Annotated in this window: 21 protein-coding genes; 14 read left to right on the forward strand and 7 right to left on the reverse strand. The window is 74.9% G+C overall.

What is annotated here, in order from left to right; all coding sequences use genetic code 11:
• Both AB0881_RS38965 and AB0881_RS38970 read right to left on the reverse strand, forming a co-directional pair.
• A partial coding sequence (locus tag AB0881_RS38965; RefSeq protein ID WP_366625543.1) for a cytochrome c oxidase assembly protein occupies positions 1–1,909 on the reverse strand: 1,909 nt, incomplete at its 3' end.
• Between the two features lie 28 nt (positions 1,910–1,937).
• Positions 1,938–2,507, reverse strand: coding sequence for a hypothetical protein (locus AB0881_RS38970; protein ID WP_366625545.1), 570 nt, complete (start codon positions 2,505–2,507; stop codon positions 1,938–1,940).
• A gap of 137 nt (positions 2,508–2,644) precedes the next feature.
• Between AB0881_RS38970 and AB0881_RS38975 the strand changes: the two genes are divergently transcribed.
• Positions 2,645–3,307, forward strand: a complete 663-nt coding sequence (locus AB0881_RS38975) for a nitroreductase family protein (protein ID WP_366625546.1) — start codon at positions 2,645–2,647, stop codon at positions 3,305–3,307.
• Between the two features lie 9 nt (positions 3,308–3,316).
• Here AB0881_RS38975 and AB0881_RS38980 read toward each other — a convergent pair whose 3' ends face one another.
• Positions 3,317–4,051, reverse strand: a complete 735-nt coding sequence (locus AB0881_RS38980; RefSeq protein WP_366625548.1) for a VOC family protein — start codon at positions 4,049–4,051, stop codon at positions 3,317–3,319.
• 74 nt (positions 4,052–4,125) lie between these two features.
• Between AB0881_RS38980 and AB0881_RS38985 the strand changes: the two genes are divergently transcribed.
• The 9 genes from AB0881_RS38985 to AB0881_RS39025 all read left to right on the forward strand — a co-directional run bounded on the left by AB0881_RS38985 (position 4,126) and on the right by AB0881_RS39025 (position 12,317).
• On the forward strand, positions 4,126–4,593 hold the full coding sequence (locus AB0881_RS38985; protein WP_366625550.1) for a MarR family transcriptional regulator: 468 nt from the start codon (positions 4,126–4,128) through the stop codon (positions 4,591–4,593).
• An 85-nt stretch (positions 4,594–4,678) separates the two neighbouring features.
• On the forward strand, positions 4,679–5,452 hold the full coding sequence (locus AB0881_RS38990) for an AraC family transcriptional regulator (RefSeq protein WP_366625552.1): 774 nt from the start codon (positions 4,679–4,681) through the stop codon (positions 5,450–5,452).
• Positions 5,453–5,672: 220 nt separating this feature from the next.
• Positions 5,673–6,713 carry an iron-siderophore ABC transporter substrate-binding protein gene (locus tag AB0881_RS38995; RefSeq protein ID WP_366625553.1) on the forward strand — a complete coding sequence of 347 codons (1,041 nt, stop codon included), beginning with the start codon at positions 5,673–5,675 and terminating at the stop codon, positions 6,711–6,713.
• Complete coding sequence (locus tag AB0881_RS39000; protein WP_366625555.1) at positions 6,710–7,753, forward strand: iron ABC transporter permease; 1,044 nt, start codon at positions 6,710–6,712, stop codon at positions 7,751–7,753. Before AB0881_RS38995 ends, AB0881_RS39000 begins: the two co-directional genes overlap by 4 nt.
• A 32-nt stretch (positions 7,754–7,785) precedes the next feature.
• Positions 7,786–8,826 (forward strand): iron chelate uptake ABC transporter family permease subunit, encoded by a 1,041-nt coding sequence (locus tag AB0881_RS39005; RefSeq protein WP_366625579.1) that lies wholly within the window; start codon positions 7,786–7,788, stop codon positions 8,824–8,826.
• Complete coding sequence (locus tag AB0881_RS39010; protein ID WP_366625557.1) at positions 8,823–9,656, forward strand: ABC transporter ATP-binding protein; 834 nt, start codon at positions 8,823–8,825, stop codon at positions 9,654–9,656. The genes AB0881_RS39005 and AB0881_RS39010 overlap by 4 nt, the downstream gene beginning before the upstream one ends.
• A 45-nt stretch (positions 9,657–9,701) precedes the next feature.
• Positions 9,702–10,340: a hypothetical protein gene (locus tag AB0881_RS39015; RefSeq protein WP_366625559.1), complete on the forward strand. Its 639-nt coding sequence runs from the start codon at positions 9,702–9,704 to the stop codon at positions 10,338–10,340.
• A 244-nt stretch (positions 10,341–10,584) separates the two neighbouring features.
• The gene (locus AB0881_RS39020; RefSeq protein WP_366625560.1) at positions 10,585–11,112 is read left to right on the forward strand and encodes a copper chaperone PCu(A)C; all 528 of its coding nucleotides are present in this window, start codon (positions 10,585–10,587) and stop codon (positions 11,110–11,112) included.
• Between the two features lie 2 nt (positions 11,113–11,114).
• Positions 11,115–12,317, forward strand: a complete 1,203-nt coding sequence (locus tag AB0881_RS39025; protein WP_366625562.1) for a Dyp-type peroxidase — start codon at positions 11,115–11,117, stop codon at positions 12,315–12,317.
• A gap of 55 nt (positions 12,318–12,372) precedes the next feature.
• Here AB0881_RS39025 and AB0881_RS39030 read toward each other — a convergent pair whose 3' ends face one another.
• Positions 12,373–13,356 carry an alpha/beta hydrolase family protein gene (locus AB0881_RS39030; protein WP_366625564.1) on the reverse strand — a complete coding sequence of 328 codons (984 nt, stop codon included), beginning with the start codon at positions 13,354–13,356 and terminating at the stop codon, positions 12,373–12,375.
• 678 nt (positions 13,357–14,034) lie between these two features.
• Complete coding sequence (locus AB0881_RS39035) at positions 14,035–14,766, reverse strand: hypothetical protein (protein ID WP_366625566.1); 732 nt, start codon at positions 14,764–14,766, stop codon at positions 14,035–14,037.
• Between the two features lie 148 nt (positions 14,767–14,914).
• On the opposite strand from AB0881_RS39035, the gene AB0881_RS39040 reads away from it, so the two are divergent.
• A complete protein-coding gene (locus tag AB0881_RS39040) occupies positions 14,915–15,112 on the forward strand; it encodes a hypothetical protein (protein WP_366625568.1) in 198 nt (65 codons plus the stop codon).
• Positions 15,113–15,190: 78 nt separating this feature from the next.
• Here AB0881_RS39040 and AB0881_RS39045 read toward each other — a convergent pair whose 3' ends face one another.
• Together AB0881_RS39045 and AB0881_RS39050 are read right to left on the reverse strand one after the other, a co-directional pair.
• The gene (locus tag AB0881_RS39045; RefSeq protein ID WP_366625569.1) at positions 15,191–15,922 is read right to left on the reverse strand and encodes a Crp/Fnr family transcriptional regulator; all 732 of its coding nucleotides are present in this window, start codon (positions 15,920–15,922) and stop codon (positions 15,191–15,193) included.
• A gap of 383 nt (positions 15,923–16,305) precedes the next feature.
• Entirely contained in the window at positions 16,306–17,235 is a 930-nt protein-coding gene (locus AB0881_RS39050; RefSeq protein WP_366625571.1) for a 5'-3' exonuclease, read from the reverse strand.
• A 102-nt stretch (positions 17,236–17,337) separates the two neighbouring features.
• Here AB0881_RS39050 and AB0881_RS39055 point away from each other — a divergent pair, with 102 nt between their 5' ends.
• The 3 genes from AB0881_RS39055 to AB0881_RS39065 all read left to right on the forward strand — a co-directional run bounded on the left by AB0881_RS39055 (position 17,338) and on the right by AB0881_RS39065 (position 21,422).
• A complete protein-coding gene (locus AB0881_RS39055) occupies positions 17,338–18,447 on the forward strand; it encodes a Xaa-Pro peptidase family protein (RefSeq protein WP_366625573.1) in 1,110 nt (369 codons plus the stop codon).
• A 429-nt stretch (positions 18,448–18,876) separates the two neighbouring features.
• Entirely contained in the window at positions 18,877–20,109 is a 1,233-nt protein-coding gene (gene ugpC / locus AB0881_RS39060; protein WP_366625575.1) for a sn-glycerol-3-phosphate ABC transporter ATP-binding protein UgpC, read from the forward strand.
• On the forward strand, positions 20,106–21,422 hold the full coding sequence (locus AB0881_RS39065) for an extracellular solute-binding protein (RefSeq protein WP_366625577.1): 1,317 nt from the start codon (positions 20,106–20,108) through the stop codon (positions 21,420–21,422). The genes ugpC and AB0881_RS39065 overlap by 4 nt, the downstream gene beginning before the upstream one ends.
• Positions 21,423–21,572: the final 150 nt, after the last annotated feature.

A 21,572-nucleotide genomic window follows, 5' to 3' on the forward strand; every position in this document is an offset into this window, starting at 1 on the left:
CGCCGTCCGGGGCCGGCGGCGGGTCGTCGCGGATCCATCGGTGCGCCAGCGCCATCACGATCACCAGCGCCGCCACCTCGCCCAGCGCCCACGCCAGCCCGCCGCCCACCCGCTGGTCGCGCAGCGCCGGAGCGCCCCAGCCGCGGCCCAGCCGGGTGAACCAGTCGCCCGCCAGCACCGACCCCCACCCCATGATCAGCACACCGAACAGCGCGTGGAACGGCACCGTGCACGCCGCCAGCAGGAACCGCACGCTCAGCTGCGGCCGCCGCGGCAGCGGATCCGGCCCCAGCACCGGCCACAGGTAGCACCACGCCGCCGCCACGAACCCCGCCATCGCCAGCGAATGCAGCGCGTGGTTGCGCAGCGACGCCTCCAGCAGCGGCGACAGGTAGAACCCGTACAGGCTCGCCAGGAACACCACCGGCGCCACCGCCGGATGGCACGCCGCCCGCAGCGCCCGGCTCCGCAGCAGCGCCACCAGCATCTCCCGCGCCGAGCGGCCCCCGTCGCCGCCGCCGTCGCGCGGCAGCGCCCGCAGCGCCAGCGTGACCGGCGCCCCGAGCAGCAGCAGCGCCGGCGCCACCAGGCTCAGCAGAAGATGCTGGAGCATGTGCGCGCTGAACAGCACCATGCTGTAGCGGGCCAGCCCGCCGCACGTCGCCGCCAGCACCACCGCCAGCCCCGCGTACCACGCGGCCGCGCGCGCGACCGGCCACCGGCGCCCGGCCCGGCGCAGCCGCGCGACCCCGGCCGCGTACAGCACCGCGCCGCCCAGCGCCGCGCACAGGAACAGCGGATCCGGCCACCAGCCGGACACGGCGGACGCCCACGTGGGCGCCTCCGGCAGCGGGAACCCCAGCCGCAGCGCCACCAGGTCGAGCGTCCCCCGCGCCACCTCCGGCGGAGGCGTCCGCGACAGGCCCGCCGCCAGCGCCATCGTCGCCGCCATCGCGACCACCTCGACCGTGGCGACCCGCACGAACACCCCCCGGCCCGCGCCGCCGCGGCGCAGCGCGGGGAGGCTCGCCCGGCGGTGCCACCAGCCGAGCGCCCCGATCGCGGCCAGCGCGGCCGTCTTGGCGGCGACCAGCGCCCCGTAGGACGAGCCGAGGTCGAACCCGCCCAGCCGGATCCACGCGTTCACCAGCCCGCTCACCGCCACCGCGGCGAAGCAGCACAGCGCCAGCCGGCTGTAGCGGGCGACGACGGCCGCGAGCCGCCCGCCCAGGACGTCCCGGGAACGGGCCGCCGCGAGCAGCACCACCAGCCCGCCCACCCACAGCGTCGCTCCGAGGACGTGCGCGGCGAGGCTGTAGACGGCCGCGGTGTGGTGCGACGTCCCGGCGGCGTGGCCGGTGAACACCGGCGGCAGCGCCCCCGCCAGCGCGGCCAGCAGCGGGTACCAGGCGGCGCCCGGCGAGGAGGCCAGCCGGGACGCCACCGCCGCCGCCACCGCCAGGACCGCGACCAGCAGCAGCGCGCGCCCCTGCGGCAGCTCCAGGACGAACGTGCGCAGCATGTTGCCGGTGACCCCGGTCGTCACGGGCACGCCGAACAGGTCGGCGGCCGAGAACATCACCACCGCCAGCACCGCCAGCGCCCACGCCGCCGACCACAGCGCCGCGGCGCGCAGGAAACGCCGCACCGGCGCCCCGGCCGGCGCGAACACCGCCGCCAGCAGCAGCCAGCCCGCGGTCACGGCGCCGCACGCGGTCGCGGCCAGCTCCGCCAGCGCCAGCCCCGTCTTCGTCAGCGCCCCCGGCCGCGTCAGGCCCGGCACGGCCTCCGCGCCCAGCGCGCCGCCGAACCGCAGCACCAGGGCCAGCACGAGCACGCCCGCGCCCGCCGCCGCCGGCCACGGCGGCACCGGCCGCGCGGCGGCCCGGGGCTCGGCCGGCGCCGTCATCGGTAGGGGTCTGCCTTCGGCGGTCACGTCAGGTCGCTCCCACGTGGGTGTCGGACGGCGGGTCCTCGGCCGCGTGCACGCCCTGCCGCACGTCCTGCCGCACGCCCTGGTGCACGTCCGGCTGTACGTCGCCGCCGCCGCGGGCGTTCAAGTCCGGGCACGCCAGCACCAGCCCGTGCCGGGCCAGGAACTCCGTCAGCCGCGTCCCGGCCGCCGTCAGCGTCCGGCCGCAGCCGCCGCAGGTGGTGCAGCGGACCCGTTCGGGCCCGTCCGGGCGGGTGTTCATGTGGTCTCCGATCGCGCGATCGATCGCCGTGACGATCGCGGGCGTGTCCGCCGCCTCCCGCGCCGCCTCCGGCGAGATCCGCGGCACCCCTTCGGGAAGCGTCGGCCGCGCCCCCGGCGGCACCTCCGGCCGGGCCTGGCGCAGGCCGGTGGCCCGCCGGGCGGCCTGCGCCACCCGCACCAGCTCGCCCGCCCGCTCGTGCCACGCCCGCCAGGCGGGCGCGTACACCGTCCCCTTGCCGCCGCAGTCCGCGCAGGGCGCCTCCAGCGCGGCCAGCAGGCGCGTCCACAGGGCGTCGTTCGGCTCGGTCATCGTGGACCTGACCCCAAAGGAGCCCCCCTCCGCCGCCGGCGACACGGGTCTGACCCCCTGTACGGCACCGCCCGCCCCCGGGTTCACCGGCGCGCGAGGATCTTGCCGGGCGGGGGCGGGCGGGGTAGGACGGTCGCATGAGCGCTCACCCGGAGTACCCCGCCGTGCCCGCGCCCCGCTTCGACGTGCCCGCCGGCGAGGCCGCCCGGCGCGCCGCGGCGTTCGCCGACACGATGGCGCTGCGCCGCACCGTCCGCGACTTCTCCCCCCGCCCGGTGCCGCCCGAGGTCATCGACCACGCCGTCCGGGCGGCGGCGACCGCGCCGAGCGGCGCCAACCTCCAGCCCTGGCGGTTCGCGATCGTCACCGACCCCGGCCGCAAGCGGCGCCTCCGCGAGGCCGCGGAGGCCGAGGAGCGCGAGTTCTACCGGCGGCGCGCCACGCCCGAGTGGCTGGCGGCGCTGGCCCCGCTGGGCACGGACTGGCGCAAGCCGTTCCTGGAGGACGCCCCCGCCGTCATCGTGGTGTTCGAGGTGCACAAGGGCCCGCACACGCCCCGCCCGTACTACGTCAAGGAGTCGGTGGGCATCGCCGTCGGCCTCCTGCTGGCGGCGCTGCACCAGGCCGGCCTCGCCACCCTCACGCACACGCCGAGCCCCATGAGGTTCCTGAACGAGGTGTGCGAGCGCCCCCAGGAGGAACGCGCGTACGTGGTGATCCCCGTCGGCTACCCCGCCGACGACGCCATGGTCCCCGACATCACCCGCAAACCGGCCGAGGACGTCGTCGTCCGCCTCTGACGGCGCCGGTCACGCCGACCCCCCGCCGCCGGCGTGCCGGGCGGCGAGCTCCGCCAGGCCCGGGGCGCCGGACGGGGCGCGCAGCGCGATCTCCGCGCCGTCGCGGGTGGCCAGCCCGACGCCGCGCAGGCCGGCGGGGCCGCCGACGAACCGCAGCGGCAGCGCGGCGAACGTCTCGGCGCCGACGTGCTCCTCCAGCTCGGCCGGGTCGCCGCCCACCTCCAGCCAGGAGATCGCGCGCAGCGGGCGCTCGTGGTCCATGGGGGACAGGCGCGCGGGGTGCCGCGCCAGGGTCTCGTGGTAGTACCAGTTCGGGAGTCCCCGCGCCCAGGTCAGCGCCGCGTCGCCGGGCGCCATGACGGTGGTCGCCGTGGAGCCGTCCGGGCGGCGCGCCCCGGGCGCGGTCACCACCGACCCGCCGAGGCGCCGGGCGACCGCCTCGAGGTCGGCGCGGCTGCGGGCCCGCAGGTTCCAGGTCATCCAGTGGTCGCCGCGCCGGGTCGTCTCCTCGAACCAGGTGCGGAACGCCGCCACCCCGGGCGGCAGCTCGGCGTGGTGGTCGATGACGGACTCGACGTTGACGAAGGCGCCGCCGGGCAGCGCGATGGTGCGGTGCGCGGTCGGCATGGCGTCCAGCCAGCCGCCCTCGTGGCTGCGGAGCCCGGTCTCCGCGCGCAGCCGCTCGGCGCTCGCGTAGAGGTGCCGGACACCGAGGGTGAAGTGGTCCAGGTCGTAGACGGCCATGCGGGACCTCCGCCAGGATGAAGATGTTGAAGTGAGATCAGATTTGGAAACAAACGTAATTTGGGAGTGAACGGATGTCAACCGACGGCCCGACCGTCGACCAGGGCGTGCGCGAGATGATCCTGCTGCTGCCGCGGCTGATGGCGCGCGCCAAGCGGACGCCGATCCCGGAGCGGCTGCGCGGCTACGCGCTCACCCCCCGCCACCTGTCCCTGCTGGCGCTGCTGCTCTACGACGACTCCGCCACGGTCAAGGACCTCGCCGCCCGGCTCCAGCTCGCCTCGACGACGGTGAGCCTGATGGTGAACGACCTCAGCCGCCAGGGCATCCTGCACCGCCGCGAGGACGAGCGGGACCGGCGCCGGACGATCGTCGGGATCGCCGACGCCCACCGCCCCGCGATCGAGGGCTGGCTGGGCGCGGGGGCGTCCGCCTGGCGCACCGTGTTCGAGCCGATGTCGCCGCCCGAGCGGGCCCTGGTGATCAATGCCCTGCTCACCTACGAGCGGGAGACGATGGCGCTCACCCGGCAGCCCGACTGACCGGCCGAATGTAGGGTGGGCCCGGCGCCCGCCGGCCGCGGCGCCGGGGTGAGGAGTCGCCGATCGTGCCCGACCGCGTACGCCCATGACCAGCGAGACCCGTACGCTGCCCGTCCTGGAGGCGGGGCCGGTCGAGATGCCGTTCGCGATCCTGAACTGGAGCGAGGACTTCACCCGCGACACCGTCTGGAACGAGCACTCCCACCCCTTCCACGAGCTGCTCTGGAACGAGCGGGGCGCGTCCACGGCCGTGGTCGGCCCGCGGGTGTGGACGATCACCCCGGCGCTCGGCGTGTGGATGCCCGCGGGCACGCTGCACTCCGGGTCGGCGGCCGCCGGCACCCGCTGCCGGGCGAGCTTCTTCGGGTTCGGGACCATGGCGCCGATCTCGCCCGCGCCCGCCGGGGTCGAGATCACCCCGCTGCTGCGGCTGCTGCTGGAACGGCTCGGCGACACCGCGCTGCCGGCCGCGTCCCGGGCGCTGACCGAGGCGATGGTCCTGGACGTCCTCACCCCCTCCGCGCGCGAGCTGCTCGTGCGGATGCCCGTCTCCGACCTGCTGCGCCCGATCGCCGACGCGGTCCGCGCCGCCCCCGGCGACCGGCGGACCCTGGCGGACTGGGCCTCCCACCTGGGCGTCAGCCCCCGCACGATCACCCGCGCCTTCAACGCGGAGACCGGCACCAGCTTCGCGCGGTGGGTCGCGGCGGTCCGCGCCCGGCACGCGGTCGAGCTGCTCGGCCGGGGCTGGGAGATCGACGCCGTGGCCGAGGAGGTCGGCTACCGCTCCGCGAGCGCGTTCGGGGCGGCGTTCCGGCGGGCGACCGGGCTGACTCCGGGGACGTTCCGGGCGCGCTGAACGGGCCGCCGGCCGGTCCGGATGTCCCGATCTCGATAGGGCCTGTCCCAAAAGCGTGATTGCGACAACTTGGTCATTCCTCCTAGAGTTCGGACCAAGGCAAGCCTTACCTAACTAGCTCGGGGCTTGCGGTCGCACGGTGCGCCCGCCGCACGGACGCCATCCGCGTTCCGGGCGGGCGAGGACCCGGCGCCAGCGGATTCCTGAAAGTGGAGTACGAGTGAAACGTCCACCTAGCCTTCGCCTCCTCGCCGTGCTGGCGGTCCTGCTGGGCGGCATCGCCGCCTGCGGGAGCTCCCCGGAGGACACCGAGGCGAGCGGGGGAGGCGGCGCGGCCGCCGCGTTCCCCATGACGATCAAGCACGCGCTGGGGACGACCATCGTGCCCGCCAAGCCGAAGCGGGTGGCCACGGTCAACTGGGCCAACCACGAGGTGCCGCTGGCCCTCGGCGTCGTCCCGGTCGGCATGGCCGCCGCGAACTTCGGCGACGACAACGGCGACGGCGTCCTGCCCTGGGTGGAGAAGCGCCTGAAGGAGCTCAACGCCAAGACGCCCGTCCTGTTCGACGAGAACGACGGCATCGACTTCGAGGCCGTCGCCGACACCCGGCCCGACGTGATCCTGGCCGCCTACTCCGGCCTGACCAAGCAGGACTACGACACCCTCAGCAAGATCGCGCCGGTGGTGGCCTACCCGGACGCCGCGTGGGCCACGCCCTGGCGCGAGATCGTCAAGCTGAACGCCAAGGCCATCGGCATGGCCGCCGAGGGCGACCGGCTGATCGGCACCATCGAGGGCGACATCAGGCGGGTCGCCGCCAAGTACCCGCAGCTCAAGGGCAAGACGGCGATGTTCATGACGCACGTCGACCCCAACGACGTCAGCCAGATCGGCTTCTACACCACGCACGACACCCGCACCCTGTTCTTCGAGGACCTCGGGATGAAGATCCCGGCCAGCGTCGCCGAGGCGTCCAAGGGCACCGACAAGTTCGTCCTGAACCGCAGCGCCGAGCAGATCGACGAGTTCGACGACGTCGACATCATCACCGGGTACGGCGACGGCAAGGGCGAGCTGCTCGGCAAGCTCCGCAAGGACCCGCTGCTGTCGAAGATCCCCGCCATCGAGCGCGGATCGGTCTACCTGCTGCCCAACACCGAGCCGCTCGGCACCGCCGCCAACCCGACCCCGCTGTCGATCTCGTGGGTGCTGGAGGACTACGCCAAGGCGCTCGCCGCGGCCGCGGACAAGGTCAAGTGACGACCGCCCGCGCCGGCCGCACGCCGGGCGCCGCCCTCGTGCGGCGCCCGGCGCGCGTCCGGATCCTGTGGCTCCTCGCCACCGCCGCGGTCCTGGCCGCGCTCATGGTGGCCTCCGTCGCCCTTGGCTCGCGGGACGTCGCCTGGGCCGACGTCTGGGCGGCGCTCGGCGGCGCGGACGGCTCCCTCGAAGAGGCCGCGGTCACCAAGCGGATCCCGCGCACCCTGCTCGCGGTCGCCATCGGCGCCGCGCTCGGCCTCTCCGGCGCCGTCATGCAGGGCGTGACCCGCAACCCGCTCGCCGACCCGGGGCTCCTCGGCGTCAACATGGGCGCCTCGCTCGCGGTCGTCACCGCCGTCGCCCACTTCGGCCTCACCTCGCCGACCGGGTACATCTGGGTCGCGATGGCCGGCGCCGCAGCCACCGCCGTGTTCGTCTACACCGTCGGATCCCTCGGCCGCGGCGGAGCCACCCCGCTCAAGGTCGCGCTCGCCGGCGCCGCCACGTCGGCGGCCTTCGCGTCCCTGGTCAGCGCCGTCGTCCTGCCCCGCAACGACATCGCCGGCGGCTTCCGGCTCTGGCAGATCGGCGGCGTCGGCGGCGCCTCGTACGAGCGCATCGGCCAGGTCCTGCCGTTCCTCGCCGCCGGTACCGTCATCTGCCTGCTGTCGGCCCGCGCGCTGAACTCCCTCGCCCTGGGCGACGAGCTGGCCGCCGGACTCGGCGAGCGCGTCGCCGTCATCCGCGCCACCGCCGCGCTCGGCTCGGTCGTCCTGTGCGGCGCGTCCACCGCCGTCGCCGGGCCGATCGCGTTCGTCGGGCTCGTCGTCCCGCACGCGTGCCGCCTGCTCGCCGGCGTCGACCACCGCTGGCTGCTGCCGCTGTCCGCGCTGGGCGGCGCGGCGCTGCTCACCGCCGCCGACGTCGCCGGCCGCGTCGCCGCCCGCCCCGAGGACATCGAGGTCGGCATCGTCACCGCGCTGATCGGCGCCCCGTTCTTCGTCCACATCGTCCGCCGCCAGAAGGTGCGTGAGCTGTGAGCGCCCCCGCCGCCCCCGCCTCGGCCGTGCCCGTGGCCGCGCCGGGCGAGGTCGTCCGCGCCGTCGCCCGCGGCCGCCGCCGGCGCGCCGCCCGCCGCCGCGCCGTGATCCTGACGCTGGCGGTGCTCGTCGCCGCCGGGTTCGCTGTGACGCTGATGGCCGGGCGGACGTTCTACCCGCTCGGCGACGTCGTCCGCGTCGTCCTCGGCGAGCAGGTGCCCGGCGCGTCGTTCACCGTCGGGGAGCTGCGGCTGCCGCGGGCCGTCCTCGCCGTCGCCGCCGGATTCGCGTTCGGCCTCGGCGGCGTCACCTTCCAGACGATGCTCCGCAACCCGCTGGCCAGCCCCGACATCATCGGCATCAGCTCCGGCGCCAGCGCCGGCGCGGCGATCGCGATCGTGTCGCTCGGCCTCGGCGGCACCCGGGTGTCGGCGTTCGCGATCGCCTCCGCCCTCGCCGTCGCCCTGCTGATGTACTCCCTCGCGTTCCGCGACGGCGTCGCCGGCACCCGGCTCATCCTGATCGGCATCGGGACCGCCGCGTTCCTCGACAGCGTCGTCTCCTACGTCCTGTCCCGCGCCGCCGAATGGGAACTCCAGGAGGCCATGCGCTGGCTGACCGGCAGCCTCAACGGGACGACCTGGGACGAGGCGGGCCCCGCCCTCGCCGCGGTGGCCGTCCTCACCCCCGTCCTGCTGTCCCTGGCCCGCGACCTGTCGGCGCTGCAACTCGGCGACGACACCGCCGCCGCCCTCGGCGTGCGCGTCGAACGCACCCGCGTCGCCGTCATCGTCGCCGCCGTCGGCCTGATCGCCTTCGCCACGGCCGCGGCCGGGCCGATCGCGTTCGTGGCGTTCCTGTCCGGCCCCATCGCCGCCCGCCTCGTCGGCGTCGGCGGCTCCCTGCTGGTGCCCGCCGGGCTCGTCGGCGCCCTCCTGGTCCTGGCCGCCGACTTCACCGGCCAGTTCGCGTTCGGCTCCCGCTACCCGGTCGGCGTCGTCACCGGCGTCCTCGGCGCCCCGTACCTCATCTACCTGATCGTCCGCACCCACCGGGCCGGAGGCTCGCTGTGACCACGTCCCACTCCCTGGCGGCCGAGCGCCTCACGCTCGGGTACGGCGACCGCGCCGTCATCGAGTCCCTCGACCTGGCCGTGCCGCCCGGCCGCATCACGGTCATCGTCGGCGCGAACGCCTGCGGGAAGTCGACCCTGCTGCGCTCCCTGTCCCGGCTGCTCGCGCCCCGCGAGGGCCGCGTCGTCCTCGACGGCAGGGAGGTCCACCGCACGCCCGCCAAGGAACTGGCCCGCACCCTCGGCCTGCTGCCCCAGTCGCCGGTGGCGCCCGACGGCATCACCGTCCTCGACCTCGTCTCCCGCGGCCGCCACCCCCACCAGGGCGTGTTCTCCCGGTGGAAGGCCGAGGACGACGCCGCGGTCGCCGCCGCGCTGGAGGCGACACGGACCACCGGCCTCGCCGACCGCGCCGTCGACGAGCTGTCCGGCGGGCAGCGGCAGCGCGTCTGGATCGCCATGGCGCTCGCCCAGCAGACCGACCTGCTGCTCCTCGACGAGCCCACCACGTTCCTGGACGCCAGCCACCAGATCGACGTCCTCGACCTGCTGACCGACCTCAACCGCACCCGCGGCACCACCATCGTCATGGTCCTGCACGACCTCAACCTCGCCGCCCGCTACGCCGACCACCTCATCGCCCTCGCCGGCGGCCGCCTGCACGCCGCCGGGACCCCGGCCGAGGTCCTCACCGAGGAGAACGTCCGCACCGTCTTCGACCTCGACAGCCGCGTCATCGAGGACCCCGTCTCCGGCCGCCCGCTCATGCTCCCCATCGGCCGCCACCACGTCCGCACCGAGGCCGCCCCCGCGCCGGACCCCGCCCGCTGACACCCCCGGACGGCCACCCCGGGCAGGGGGCTGCATACTGGTCGTGTGACGCCCGACCGGAGCCTGCGGACGCTGCGCGCCGCCGGTTTCGGCGCGGTCTGCACGATCGTCTCCGCGGTCGCGCACCGGTACGCCGGCGGCGCCCCCGCGGGACCCGGCGCGCTCGCCCTCGCCGCGGCGCTGACCGCCGCGGGCGCGTTCCTCCTCGGCGGCCGCGAGCGCGGCATGAAGGCGATCCTCCCCGCGACGTTCGCCGCCCAGTACGGGCTGCACCACCTGCTCGGGCGGCTGGCGCCCGGGACGCCGGCGGCGCACGAGGCCCTCGCCCGTCCGGCCGCGCACGCCCACCATGCGCACCATGCGCACTATGTCGAGCACGCCCACCACGCCGAGCACGTCCAGTACGCGGGCGGCGGCGCCATGGACCACGCCGGCGGGACGATGCTGCTCGCGCACGTCATCGTCGCGCTGATCACGGCAGCCTGGCTGCGCCGGGGCGAGGAGCTGTTCTGCTCCCTCGTCCGGCGGCTCGCCACGCGCGTCACGCGCCTCGTCCGGCCCGGCCCGGTGCCGTCGCCGCGCGTCCACTCCAGGCCCGCCGTGACGCGGGTGTGGGTGCTGATCCCGGACGCGGTGGTCACCGCGGTCGGCCGGCGCGGCCCGCCCGCCGCGAACCCCGCCTGACCCCGCCTCCGTCCCCGCCCGCCACCGGCCCCCGGCGTCCCGCCCGGGGCCCGCGGCCTCGCGCCCGGGGCAGGGTCCACTGATACGGCGGCCTCCCGGCCGCCGCCCGGCCGCGCTCCGCGCCGCCCCTCTTCTCCTGGACGCCGTGCCGTCCAGGGCACCGCCATGCCGCGGTGCCCGGCGCACCGGCGGCCCTTCGACCCGTGCCCGCGAGAACTCGCGAAAGCCCACGGAAGGAACACCCGTGAACATCCGTGCCATCGTTCCCGCCCTGACCCTGCTCGCCCTGCCGCTGACCGCCTGCGGCGACGAGGAGGGCGCGGCCGGCGCCGCGCCCTCGCCGTCCGCCTCGCCGGTCGCGCCCGCCCAGGCGGCCAAGGCCGCCCTGACCATCACCGACCCGTGGGTCAAGACCACCGACAAGGGCATGACCGCGGCGTTCGGCACCATCGCCAACACCACCGGCGCCGACGTGACCGTCGTGTCGGCCGCGACCCCCGCCTCCGCCGCGGTCGAACTGCACGAGGTCGTCGGCGCGGGCGGCGAGATGAAGATGCGCCCCCGGCGGGGCGGCTTCGTCGTCCCCGCGCACGGGAGGCTGGAACTGCGGCCCGGCGGCCTCCACATCATGCTCATGGACGTCACCGCCCCGATCGAACCGGGCGGGCGGGTCGCCTTCACGCTGACGCTCGGCGACCGCTCCACCGTCCGGTTCACCGCGCTCGCCAAGGACTACAACGGCGGCAACGAGACCTACGAGCCGGGGCACTGACGATGGGCCGCGACATCACCAGGCGCGGCCTGATCGCCGGAGGCGCGGTGGCGGCGGGCTCCACGCTCGCCGCCACCGGCGGCTACCTCGCCGCCGCGCGCCCCGGCGACCGGCCCGCGCCCGCCGCACCCCCGGCGGCCGCCGCGACCGGCGCCGCGACCGAGCCGTTCCACGGCCCCCACCAGGCCGGCATCGCGACCGCCCCGCAGACCCACGCCGCGTTCCTCGGCCTGGACCTGCGGCCCGGCACCGGCCGCGAGGCCCTCGGCCGGCTCATGCGCATCCTCACCGACGACGCCCGCCGCCTCACCGCGGGACGGGCGGGCCTCGCCGACGCCCAGCCCGAACTCGCCGACATCCCCGCCCGCCTGACCGTCACCTTCGGGTTCGGGCCCGGCCTGTTCGAGGCCGCCGGGCTGGAACGGGAGCGGCCGGACCTCGACCTGCCCGCCTTCCCCATCGACCGGCTCCGGGACCGCTGGAGCGGCGGCGACCTGCTCGTCCAGCTCTGCGCCGACGACACCGTCACCCTCGCGCACGCCCTGCGCCTGATCGCCAAGGACGCGCGCGCGTTCGCCACCGTCCGCTGGACGCAGCGCGGATTCCGCCGCCCGCCCACCTCGCAGCCCGCGGGGCTGACCCAGCGCAACCTCATGGGCCAGCTCGACGGCACCGTCCAGCCGGCCGACCTCGGCACCGCCGTCTGGATCGCCGGCGGGCCCGCCTGGCTGCGCGGCGGCACCCTCATGGTCCTCCGCCGCATCCGGATGGACCTGGAGAAATGGGACGAGGCGGATGAGGGCGCCAAGGAGTTCTCCATCGGCCGCCGGCTGGCCGGCGGCGCCCCGCTCACCGGACGGGAGGAGCACGACGAGCCCGACTTCGAGGCGACCGACCGCCTCGGCTTCCGCGTGATCCACGACGACGCCCACATCCGCCTGGCCCGCACCGCCGACCCGTCCCGGCGGATGCTGCGCCGCAGCTACAACTACGACGAGGAGGTGGACCGGGACGGCGTCACCGACAGCGGGCTGCTGTTCGCCTCCTACCAGGCCGACATCGGCCGCCAGTTCGTCCCCGTCCAGCGGCGGCTGGCCGCCACCGACCTCCTCAACGCCTGGACCGTCCCCGTCGGCTCCGCCGCCTTCGCCCTCCCGCCCGGCTGCGCGCCGGACGGCTGGATCGGCGAGACCCTCCTCGCCTGAACGCACGCGACCGCGCGGCCGGGTCCCGGGCCCGGCCGCGCGGCGCCGTCCGCGGTCATCCCTTCAGGGCCGCCAGCAGGTCGGGGAAGGCGCTGTGGAGTTCACGCCGCCAGTACGGCCAGGTGTGCTGCCCGTCGTAGAACCGCGCGGTCACGGGCACGCCCAGATCGCGCAGGCGCCCCGTGAACGCCCGGGCGTGCTCGTGCGCGGCCGCCTCGACCGGGTCGGTGAGCGGCAGCCCGCCGAGGGGCCCGGCGCGGCCGTTGCCCGAGGCCACCCGCAGCCGCACGCCGCGCAGCCGGTCCGCGACGTCGTACGGGTTGTGCGCGTGCCAGATCGCGGCCTGGTCGTCGGGGTCGCCCCAGACGCGGCGCCAGTCGGTGCCGGGGCACACCAGCGACGTGCCCCAGCCCGCCGAGTCGTCGCCCGGCCGGTGCCCGTACAGGGTGTGCAGGTAGCCGCTGAACGCCGCGGCCACGCGGAACGAGCCGGGGAAGCGGGCGGTGTAGAGCATGGCGCCCAGCCCGCCCATCGAGTTCCCGGCGATCGCGCGCCGCGTGCCGGCGCGGTAGTCGCGCTCCAGGATCCGCCGCACCTCGGACATGTGGAACGTCTCCCAGGCGGGCGGGCCGCCGGCGCCGTGGTTCCACCAGTCGGAGTAGTTGCCGCAGCGGCCGCCGTTGGGCATCACGACCAGCACGCCGGACCCGGCGGTGAGCCGCTCGACGTCGGTCTCGCGCGTCCAGGCCGTGTAGTCGTCGGCGCCGCCGTGCAGCAGCCACAGGACCGGCCAGGTGCGCGCGGCGTCCCGCGACCACCCTTCGGGCAGCAGCAGGCGCACCTTCTCCTGGCGGCCCATGGCGGGGGACTGGACGGTCAGGTCGAGCGCGCGCGGCCCCGCCGGGGCCTCGGCGACGACCCGCGGCCCGGCAGCGGCGGCGGCAGTGGCGGCGGGAACGGCCGCCGCGCCGGTGAAAGCGGTGCTCGCGAGGAGGAGGAACGTTCCCGCCAGCGCGGCGGGGGTGAGGCGGCGTGCCAAGACGGGAGCCCTTTCGGCGCATGCGGGCGGGGGAGCGCACGGCGGGGGAGCGCGTGCCGGAGGTCGCGGCGGCGGGCGTCCGCGCCGCGAGAGCGCGTGGCGGGGATCGCCCGCGGCGCGAAGGGAACGGGTGCGGGCGGCGGTCAGAAGGGAACGGCTCGAGGCGGTGGAACGGGGAGTCCCGCCGCCTCCAGAATGGCGGCGATAGTGAACATGTCCCCGTTTCCGCGCCCATTCAAAGCGGACCGGCGGGTTTATATGATGCATCGCCAGGCGGCCGCCGAAAAGGTGGGACCCGGAGGCTTTACCCGGCCTCCGGGTCCCTGGTTTCCGCCACGTGCGCACGCCGGCACTTTTAAGGACACGGGTCAGTCGTCATGTCACCGTGCTCTACGGTTGAGCTACCGCGCCATGGAGAGGCGCGGGCCGGAGTTGAACCGGCAACGCGGTGATCAGGCCCGTGTCCGGGCGATCCGGCGATCGGCGGTGAATGCTGAAGCTGGAGCGAGAGTCTGAGCGTGACCACGGCCGCCTCTACCGATTGGGCCACCCCGGCGCGCAGTGCCGGGGGAGGGACTCGAACCCCCATGAAACCGTGTTTTCAGCCTGACGTTTCAGTTTCAGCTTTCCGCGCTTATTCAACGCGGGTCCCCGCGCTCCCACGGGGCGTCTTTGACCTTACTCGAACAGGTAGCCGAACACCACCTCGCCGACGCTCCGCTCGTCCACCTCGGTGCCGTTGGCCTCCTCGCGCGCGAACTTGACGGCCTGCTGCAGCCGGTCGACGCGGTCGAGCAGCTCGTTGACGCGGCGGGCCGGCAGCGCGCCGGAGAACTTCACCGTCGTCCAGTAGCCGACCGTGACGTCCTCGTAGAAGACCTCGACCTGCGCCGGGTGCTTCTCGGTCGCCTCGGCCTTGACGTGGTTGAACGGCACCTTCTTGGTCTTGACCGTGCGGACCGGGTCGGTTCTGTAGGAGTCGCTGGAGGCGTCGAACGTCCACGACTCGGCGGCGTCCAGGACCGGCAGCTTCTTGATGAAGGTGTGCAGGTCGACCAGCTGCTTCTCCAGGAACAGCAGGTAGGTGACCGGGACGTCGCGCAGCAGCGGGCGGCCGTCGACGGTGACGTCGGCGCGGGCGACGCAGTTGGTCCAGTCCTTGGTGGCGGTCACGTCGAACAGCCGGGTGAGGGTCGCGGCGGCCTGCCGCAGCACCTCCTCGGCCTTGACCTGCACGCGGGTCGACTCCGGCGGCAGCTGCTCGCCGTCCTCGTCCTTCGGCTGGTAGTTGCGGGAGATGCCCGACAGCAGGGGCTGCTTCTGCACCGCGTGGTGGGCGTCGGTCAGTTCGCGCAGCGACTTGGCCTTGACGCCCTTCTCGACGGCGATGATCTGGTTGAGCTTCGGCACGTTTCCTCCCGTTCGGACTAAACGACCGTAGTGGTTTCGGACATGTGCCCGCACGCGCTTTTCCGGTGCCATCTCCCGTCCGGGTTTGCCGGGCCGCCGCGCGGACATCGGGCCGGTGGCATCGGGGACACCCGGACTAGGAGGTTCCATGCTCGCGATCGTCGCGGCCGTCGTCTTCGGCCTCGCGCTGCTGTTCGACCTGGCCGACATCGCGTCCGACCCGTTCGACTACCAGACCCTCATCACGGTGGGCCTGCTGCTGATCGCGCTGCACCTGGCCGGCGTCGGCGCCGGGAGCGACTGGCGCACCCGCGGCTGGTCGCGCCGCCGCACCACCCGCCGCTGATCTACAACGTAAAGGCGCGGGCCGGTGCCGCCGCGGCCGGTACGACCGGCGCGGCGGGCCGGCCCACTCCGGCGGCGGTCAGGACTCGTCGCGGCCCTGGGCGTACTCGCGCAGGCCCGGCAGGTCCACCACGACGGTGCGGCGCCATCCCGTACGGACCAGGCCGCGGCGCCGCAGGCTGTTGAGGCCGCGGGCGACCGTCTCGCGCGAGGCGTCCATGCAGCTGCCCAGCTCCTCCTGCGACAGCGGTGGCGCGATCTCGATGCTGCCGTCGGGCTCGGGCGGCGCGTGCCGGGCCGACAGCTCCGCCAGGCTCGCCAGCAGCTGCGCCAGCCGCTGCGCGCCCTTGGCCGACACGTGCGACTGCAGCCGCTGGTCGGCGTCGTCGAGGCGCCGCACGAACGTGCCGGTGACCAGCCGCCACACCGTGGCGTGCGCGTCGAGGAAGCCGGTGAAGCGGGCGGCGGGCACCACCAGCGCGCGGACCGGGTTCAGCGCGGTGACGGTCGCCGAGCGGTGCCGGCTGCCCAGCACCGCGCTCTCGCAGACCAGGTCGCCGGGGCCGCGCACGGCCAGCACCACGTCGTGGCCGTCCTCGGTGGAGGAGGTGACCTTGGCCCAGCCCTCCTCGATGATGACGATGTGGTCGGATTCCTCGCCCTGGTAGCACAGCGGCCGCTTGGCGGGATAGGCGCGGCGGCGCGCCACCTGCCGCAGGGCGGCGCGCTGGCCCTCGTCGAGCGCGTCCCAGAAGCCGTCGCGGCGGCCGCCGGGGACGCCGTCACGCGGCAGGGTGATCCGTTCGGTCACGGGCGATCCGTCTCCTGCGCCCCCCGCCCGGAAGGGCGCGGGGCTCCGAGTGAAGGTGACTCCAGTGGACAATCGGCGCGCCGGTCTGGCAAGTCAGCGCGGGGACGCGGTGGACCGGTGCCCGCGGCAGTTGGGGGGAGTGGGGCGGTGAGGCCCAGTGCCGCGGGCACCGGCCCGCTCGTGCGCCGGCCGCCGCGGGGCCCGCCCGGCGGGCTCCCGCGGCTCCCGCGCCGCCTTGCGTTCGTGCTGCTGTCCACGTCTCCCAGGAAACCCCGTCATTGATCACGATGCTGCTCTCCCGGGCACGTCCTGTCTGCGTCATCTGACACAGAAGGCGGCGCCGCCTTACCTTAAGGTCAGAATTCTGGTCAGGGCGGCCGGTGTCAGGAGGCGGGCGGGGCGAGGGCGTTCAGGAGCCGGTTGACCGGCCCGGACAGGTTCCACTCGTCGGCCAGCGCCACCAGGGCCGCCGGATCGCGGGGCTCGGCGGGCAGCCGGTCGTCCAGGCCGGCCAGCACCGGGTCGTCGATGCCGGTGACGACCCGCACCACCGTCTCGGCCGCCGCCAGATAGTCGCCCGCCGCCTCCATCCGGCGGCGCGCGCCCGCCGGGAAGCCCTCGGTCGTGCCGGCCTCCAGCGCGGCGAGGATGCCCTCCAGCGACCCGAACCGCGTCACCAGCGCGGCCGCCGTCTTGTCGCCCACCCCGGGCACGCCCGGCAGCCCGTCGCTGGGGTCGCCGCGCAGCGTCGCGTAGTCGGCGTAGGCGCGGCCGGGGATGCCGTACTTGGCCGCGACCTCCTTCTCGCCCATCACCTGCAGGTTGCGGATGCCGCGCGCGGTGTAGAGGACCTGCACGGGCCCGCGCTCGTCGACGAGCTGGAACAGGTCCCGGTCGCCGGTCACGATGTCGACCGGGCCCGCGGCCGCGCCGCGCACCGCGAGCGTGCCGATCACGTCGTCCGCCTCGTACCCGGGCACTCCCGCGATGGCCAGCCCGAACGCCTTCAGCACCGCGTCGATCACCGGCAGCTGCGCCTCCAGCGCGTCCGGCGTCTGGTCGCCGCCGCCCTCGGCCACCCGGTGCGCCTTGTACGAGGGCAGCGCCTCGACCCGGAACGCCGGCCGCCAGTCGGCGTCCATGCAGCACACCAGCCGGTCCGGGCGGCGGTCCTGGACCAGCCGCGCGATCATGTCGACCAGCCCGCGCACGGCGTTGACCGGCGTCCCGTCCGGCGCCTTCACCGACTCGGGCACCCCGAAGAAGGCGCGGAAGTACAGCGACGGCGTGTCCAGCAGCATCAGCCCGCTCATGCCCCACATGCTCCCACGCCGGTGCGACAGAGCCGGGGAACCCTTGCCATGCTGGTGCCGTACGAGCAGGTGAGACGAGCTGGGACGAGAATGGAGACGGATGTGACAGAGTCGTTGTATCCGCGCGAGCGGCTCGCGCAGGTGCGGGCCGCCGCGGAGCGGGCCGGGCTCGGCGCGCTGCTGCTGACGCCGGGACCGGACCTGCGGTACGTCACCGGCTATGACGCGCTCCAGCTGGAGCGGTTGACCTGCCTGGTGGTGCCGGCGTCCGGCGAGCCGTTCCTGGTGGTGCCGCGGCTTGAGCTGCCGGCGGCGCGGGAGTCGCCGGCCGGTGCGCTGGGCGTGGAGCTGGTGCCCTGGGACGAGACCGACGACCCGTACGCGCTCGTCGCGGCGCGGCTGCCGCGCGGCCTGGCCAGGGTCGCGGTGGCCGACCGGATGTGGGCGGCGATGGCGCTGCGGTTCCGGGCCGCGCTGCCGGGCGCCGAGCAGGTCGCCGCCGGGCAGGTGATGCGCGGGCTGCGGATGCGCAAGAGCGCGGCCGAGGTCGCGGCGCTGCGCGAGGCGGGCGCGGCGATCGACCGGGTGCACCGGCGGGTGCCGGAGTTCCTGAAGCCGGGCCGCACCGAGCGCGAGGTCGGCCGCGACATCGCCGACGCGATCATCGCCGAGGGGCACGAGCGCGTCGACTTCGTCATCGTCGGCTCCGGCCCCAACGGCGCCAACCCGCACGCCGAGCTGTCCGACCGCGTCATCGCGCCAGGGGAGCCGGTGGTGGTCGACATCGGCGGGACGATGCCGAGCGGCTACTGCTCGGACTCCACGCGCAACTACTGCGTGGGCACGCCGCCGGCGTCCTACGTGGCGTACCACGACGTGCTGCGCGAGGCTCAGGAGGCGTCGTGCCGGGCGGTGCGCCCCGGGGCCACGCCCGAGGCGGTGGACGCGGCGGGCCGCGACATCATCGCCGCCGCCGGGTACGGGGAGCACTTCTTCCACCGCACCGGCCACGGCATCGGGCTGGAGACGCACGAGGAGCCGTACATCGTCGCGGGCAACACCGAGCCGCTGGAGCCGGGGATGGCGTTCTCGATCGAGCCGGGGATCTACCCGGGCGAGCACGGTGCGCGGATCGAGGACATCGTGGTGTGCACCGAGGACGGGTTCGAGCGGATGAACGGCACCACCCGGGAGACCGTCATCGTCCACTGACCGGCCGGTCGGCCGGGCGGCGCGCGGGAACGGCGCGGCGCGCGGAGCGGCGGCGGGGCCCCCCGGGGGGTCCGCCGCCCCGGGATTGGGAGCATTTGTGGGGGGTCAGAACGACATGTAAACGGGTTTGGCGGGCCGGGGGGGCCCCCGGGGGGGCCCCGCCGCCGCGGCATTCGTACCTTATGTTCGGCTGCATAACGATATGTACACCGTTTGGGCGTCCCGGCGGCGCCCTATTGCGGCCCGGTCGCCCCGCCCTGTACGCACTAGGAATTGTTCCACCGGGGTTACGAACGCCTGTCCGGCCGGCCGTGCGCACGCGCACGGCCGGTGCGGCGCGCGCGAGGGCCCCGCAAGGCGGCCTGGGCGGGCCGACGTCCGCCGCGGCTATTGGACGTTTTGCCAGCTGGGCGGGCGGAAGGAGAGGCCGTGGCAGAGGTGGTCCTCAGCGGCGTCGGGAAGGTCTATCCGGACGGCACCAGGGCCGTGGCCGATCTCGGCCTCACCGTCGCCGACGGGGAGTTCCTGGTCCTGGTCGGGCCGTCGGGCTGCGGGAAGACCACCGCGCTGCGGATGGTCGCGGGCCTGGAGGAGATCTCCGAGGGCGAGGTCACGATCGGCGGCCGGACCGTCAACCGCGTCCCCGCCCGGGACCGCGACGTGGCGATGGTCTTCCAGAGCTACGCCCTCTACCCGCACCTGTCGGTGCGCGACAACATCGGCTTCGGCCTGTCGCTGCGCAAGCTCCCCAAGAAGGAGGTCCGCGAGAAGGTCGAGCACGCCGCCCGGATCCTCGGCCTCACCGACCACCTGGACCGCAAGCCGCGCAACCTGTCGGGCGGGCAGCGGCAGCGGGTCGCGATGGGCCGCGCGATCGTCCGCGAGCCGCAGGCGTTCCTGATGGACGAGCCGCTGTCCAACCTCGACGCCAAGCTCCGCGTCCAGATGCGCGCCGAGATCGCCCGCATCCAGCGCGACCTCGGCGTCACCACGATCTACGTCACCCACGACCAGACCGAGGCGATGACGCTCGGCGACCGGGTCGCGGTGATGAAGAAGGGCGAGCTCCAGCAGGTCGCGCCGCCGCAGGAGCTGTACGACCGCCCGGCCAACCTGTTCGTGGCCGGCTTCATCGGCTCGCCCGCGATGAACCTGCTCCACGGGCGGCTGTCCGGCGACGCCGGCGCGCCGCGGCTGGAGGTCGGCGGCCAGACGCTGACCCTGCGGCCCGCCGTCCTGGACGCCCGGCCCGCGCTGGCCTCCTACCTCGGCCGCGACGTCGTCGTCGGCATCCGCCCCGAGGACATGGAGGACGGCGAGCTGGCCGAGGCCGCCGACGGCGCCCGGCTCACCGCCACCGCCGACCTGGTGGAGGCGATGGGCTCGGACGTGCTCGTGCACTTCGCGGTCGAGGCCGAGCGCGTGGACACCGAGGACACCCGGGAGCTGGCGCGCGACGCCGGCACCGACGTGCTCGGCGCCCCCGCGGAGCCCCGTACGGACCTGGTGGCGCGGTTCAGCCCGCGCACCCGCGTCAAGGTCGGCGACCCGGTGGAGGTCCGGGTCGACACCGGCCGGCTGCATTTCTTCGATATCGGGACCGGCGAGTCGATCTGGGGATCGGCCGGCGCCGGATCGGCCAGGGAGGAAGAAGAGGGATGAGGGTCAGCAGGCGAGTACTGAGCACCGCCGTCGCGGCGGGGCTGCTGGTCACCGCCGCCGGATGCGGCGGCGACGACGGCGGCGAGGAGGCCCCGGCCGGAGGCGGCGCGCTCAAGGGCACCACCGTCGAGGTCGCCGCCAAGTGGACCGGGCCGGAGGAGAAGAACTTCCGCGAGGTCCTCAAGGCGTTCGAGAAGAAGACCGGCGCCACGGTCAAGTACGCCTCCACCGGCGAGAACACCGACGCCTTCCTCGGCCCGCGGCTGCAGGCCAACCAGCCGCCGGACGTGGCGATCCTGCCGCAGCCCGGCCTCATGCGGCAGTACGCCGAGAAGGGCTCGCTCAAGCCGCTCGGCGCCGACGTGACCCAGACGATCGACCAGAACTTCTCGCCGTACTGGAAGGAACTGGGCTCGGCGGACGGCAAGACCTACGGCGTCCTCATCAAGGCCGCCTACAAGTCGATCATGTGGTACCGGCCGCAGGTGTTCGCCGACGCCGGCGTGCAGCCCCCGGCGACCTGGGCCGACCTGGTGAAGGCGGCCGGCACCGTGCGCGACTCCGGCACCACCCCGTTCGTGCTGGCGGCCGGTCCGCAGGACTCCTGGACGCTCACCGACTGGTTCGAGAACGTCTACCTCTCGCAGGCCGGGCCCGAGAAGTACGACCAGCTCGCCGAGCACAAGATCAAGTGGACGGACGCGTCGGTCGGCCAGGCGCTGGAGACGCTGGCGGAGATCTGGGGCAAGCCCGACCTGATCGCCGGCGGCACCTCGCAGGCCACCAAGACCAAGTTCGACGCCTCGGTGACCGAGGTGTTCGGCCAGCAGAAGGCCGCGATGGTGTACGGCGGCGACTTCGCCGCGGCCAACATCAACACCACCAAGTCCAAGGTCGGCACCGACGCCAAGGTCTTCGCCTTCCCCAAGGCCGGGAACACCGCCCCGGCGATGCTGGGCGGCGACATCGCCGTCGCGATGAAGGACGGCAAGGGCGCCCAGGAGCTGATGAAGTTCCTCGCCTCGCCCGAGGCCGGCAAGACGTGGGCGGGCCTCGGCGGCTACCTGTCGCCGAACAAGGGCGTCACCCCCGACGCCTACGCCGACCCGGTCGCCAAGCAGCTCATCGCCCAGCTCCAGGCGGCCGGCGACGCCGCCCGCTACGACCTGTCCGACCTGACCCCCGCCGCGTTCGGCGCCACCCCCGGCGAGGGCATGTGGGAGGCGCTGCGCGGGTTCGTGCAGAACCCCTCGGACGTCAAGGGCACGCAGGCGAAGCTGGAGGCCGAGGCCGCCAAGGCGTACAAGGGCTAGGGCGAGCACCGGATGAAGGTCGCTCACGACGACGACGGGGCGCCGCCGGCCGGACCGGCCGGCGGCGCCGCCGCCGCGGTCGGCGGGAAGCCCGCCGCCCGAGACGGCGGCAAGGGCGGGCTGCACCCCCCGTCCTGGCTCGCGCTCCTG

The organism is Spirillospora sp. NPDC029432, assembly GCF_040703975.1.
Classification (GTDB): Bacteria; Actinomycetota; Actinomycetes; order Streptosporangiales; family Streptosporangiaceae; genus Spirillospora.

Excerpts from the sequence above, each read along its gene's own strand:
- AB0881_RS38970 (WP_366625545.1), bottom strand. The coding sequence starts at position 2,507 with ATGACCGAGCCGAACGACGCCCTGTGGACGCGCCTGCTGGCCGCGCTG.
- AB0881_RS38975 (WP_366625546.1), top strand. The coding sequence starts at position 2,645 with ATGAGCGCTCACCCGGAGTACCCCGCCGTGCCCGCGCCCCGCTTCGAC.
- AB0881_RS38980 (WP_366625548.1), bottom strand. The coding sequence starts at position 4,051 with ATGGCCGTCTACGACCTGGACCACTTCACCCTCGGTGTCCGGCACCTC.
- AB0881_RS38985 (WP_366625550.1), top strand. The coding sequence starts at position 4,126 with ATGTCAACCGACGGCCCGACCGTCGACCAGGGCGTGCGCGAGATGATC.
- AB0881_RS38990 (WP_366625552.1), top strand. The coding sequence starts at position 4,679 with ATGACCAGCGAGACCCGTACGCTGCCCGTCCTGGAGGCGGGGCCGGTC.
- AB0881_RS39025 (WP_366625562.1), top strand. The coding sequence starts at position 11,115 with ATGGGCCGCGACATCACCAGGCGCGGCCTGATCGCCGGAGGCGCGGTG.
- AB0881_RS39040 (WP_366625568.1), top strand. The coding sequence starts at position 14,915 with ATGCTCGCGATCGTCGCGGCCGTCGTCTTCGGCCTCGCGCTGCTGTTC.
- AB0881_RS39050 (WP_366625571.1), bottom strand. The coding sequence starts at position 17,235 with ATGAGCGGGCTGATGCTGCTGGACACGCCGTCGCTGTACTTCCGCGCC.
- AB0881_RS39065 (WP_366625577.1), top strand. The coding sequence starts at position 20,106 with ATGAGGGTCAGCAGGCGAGTACTGAGCACCGCCGTCGCGGCGGGGCTG.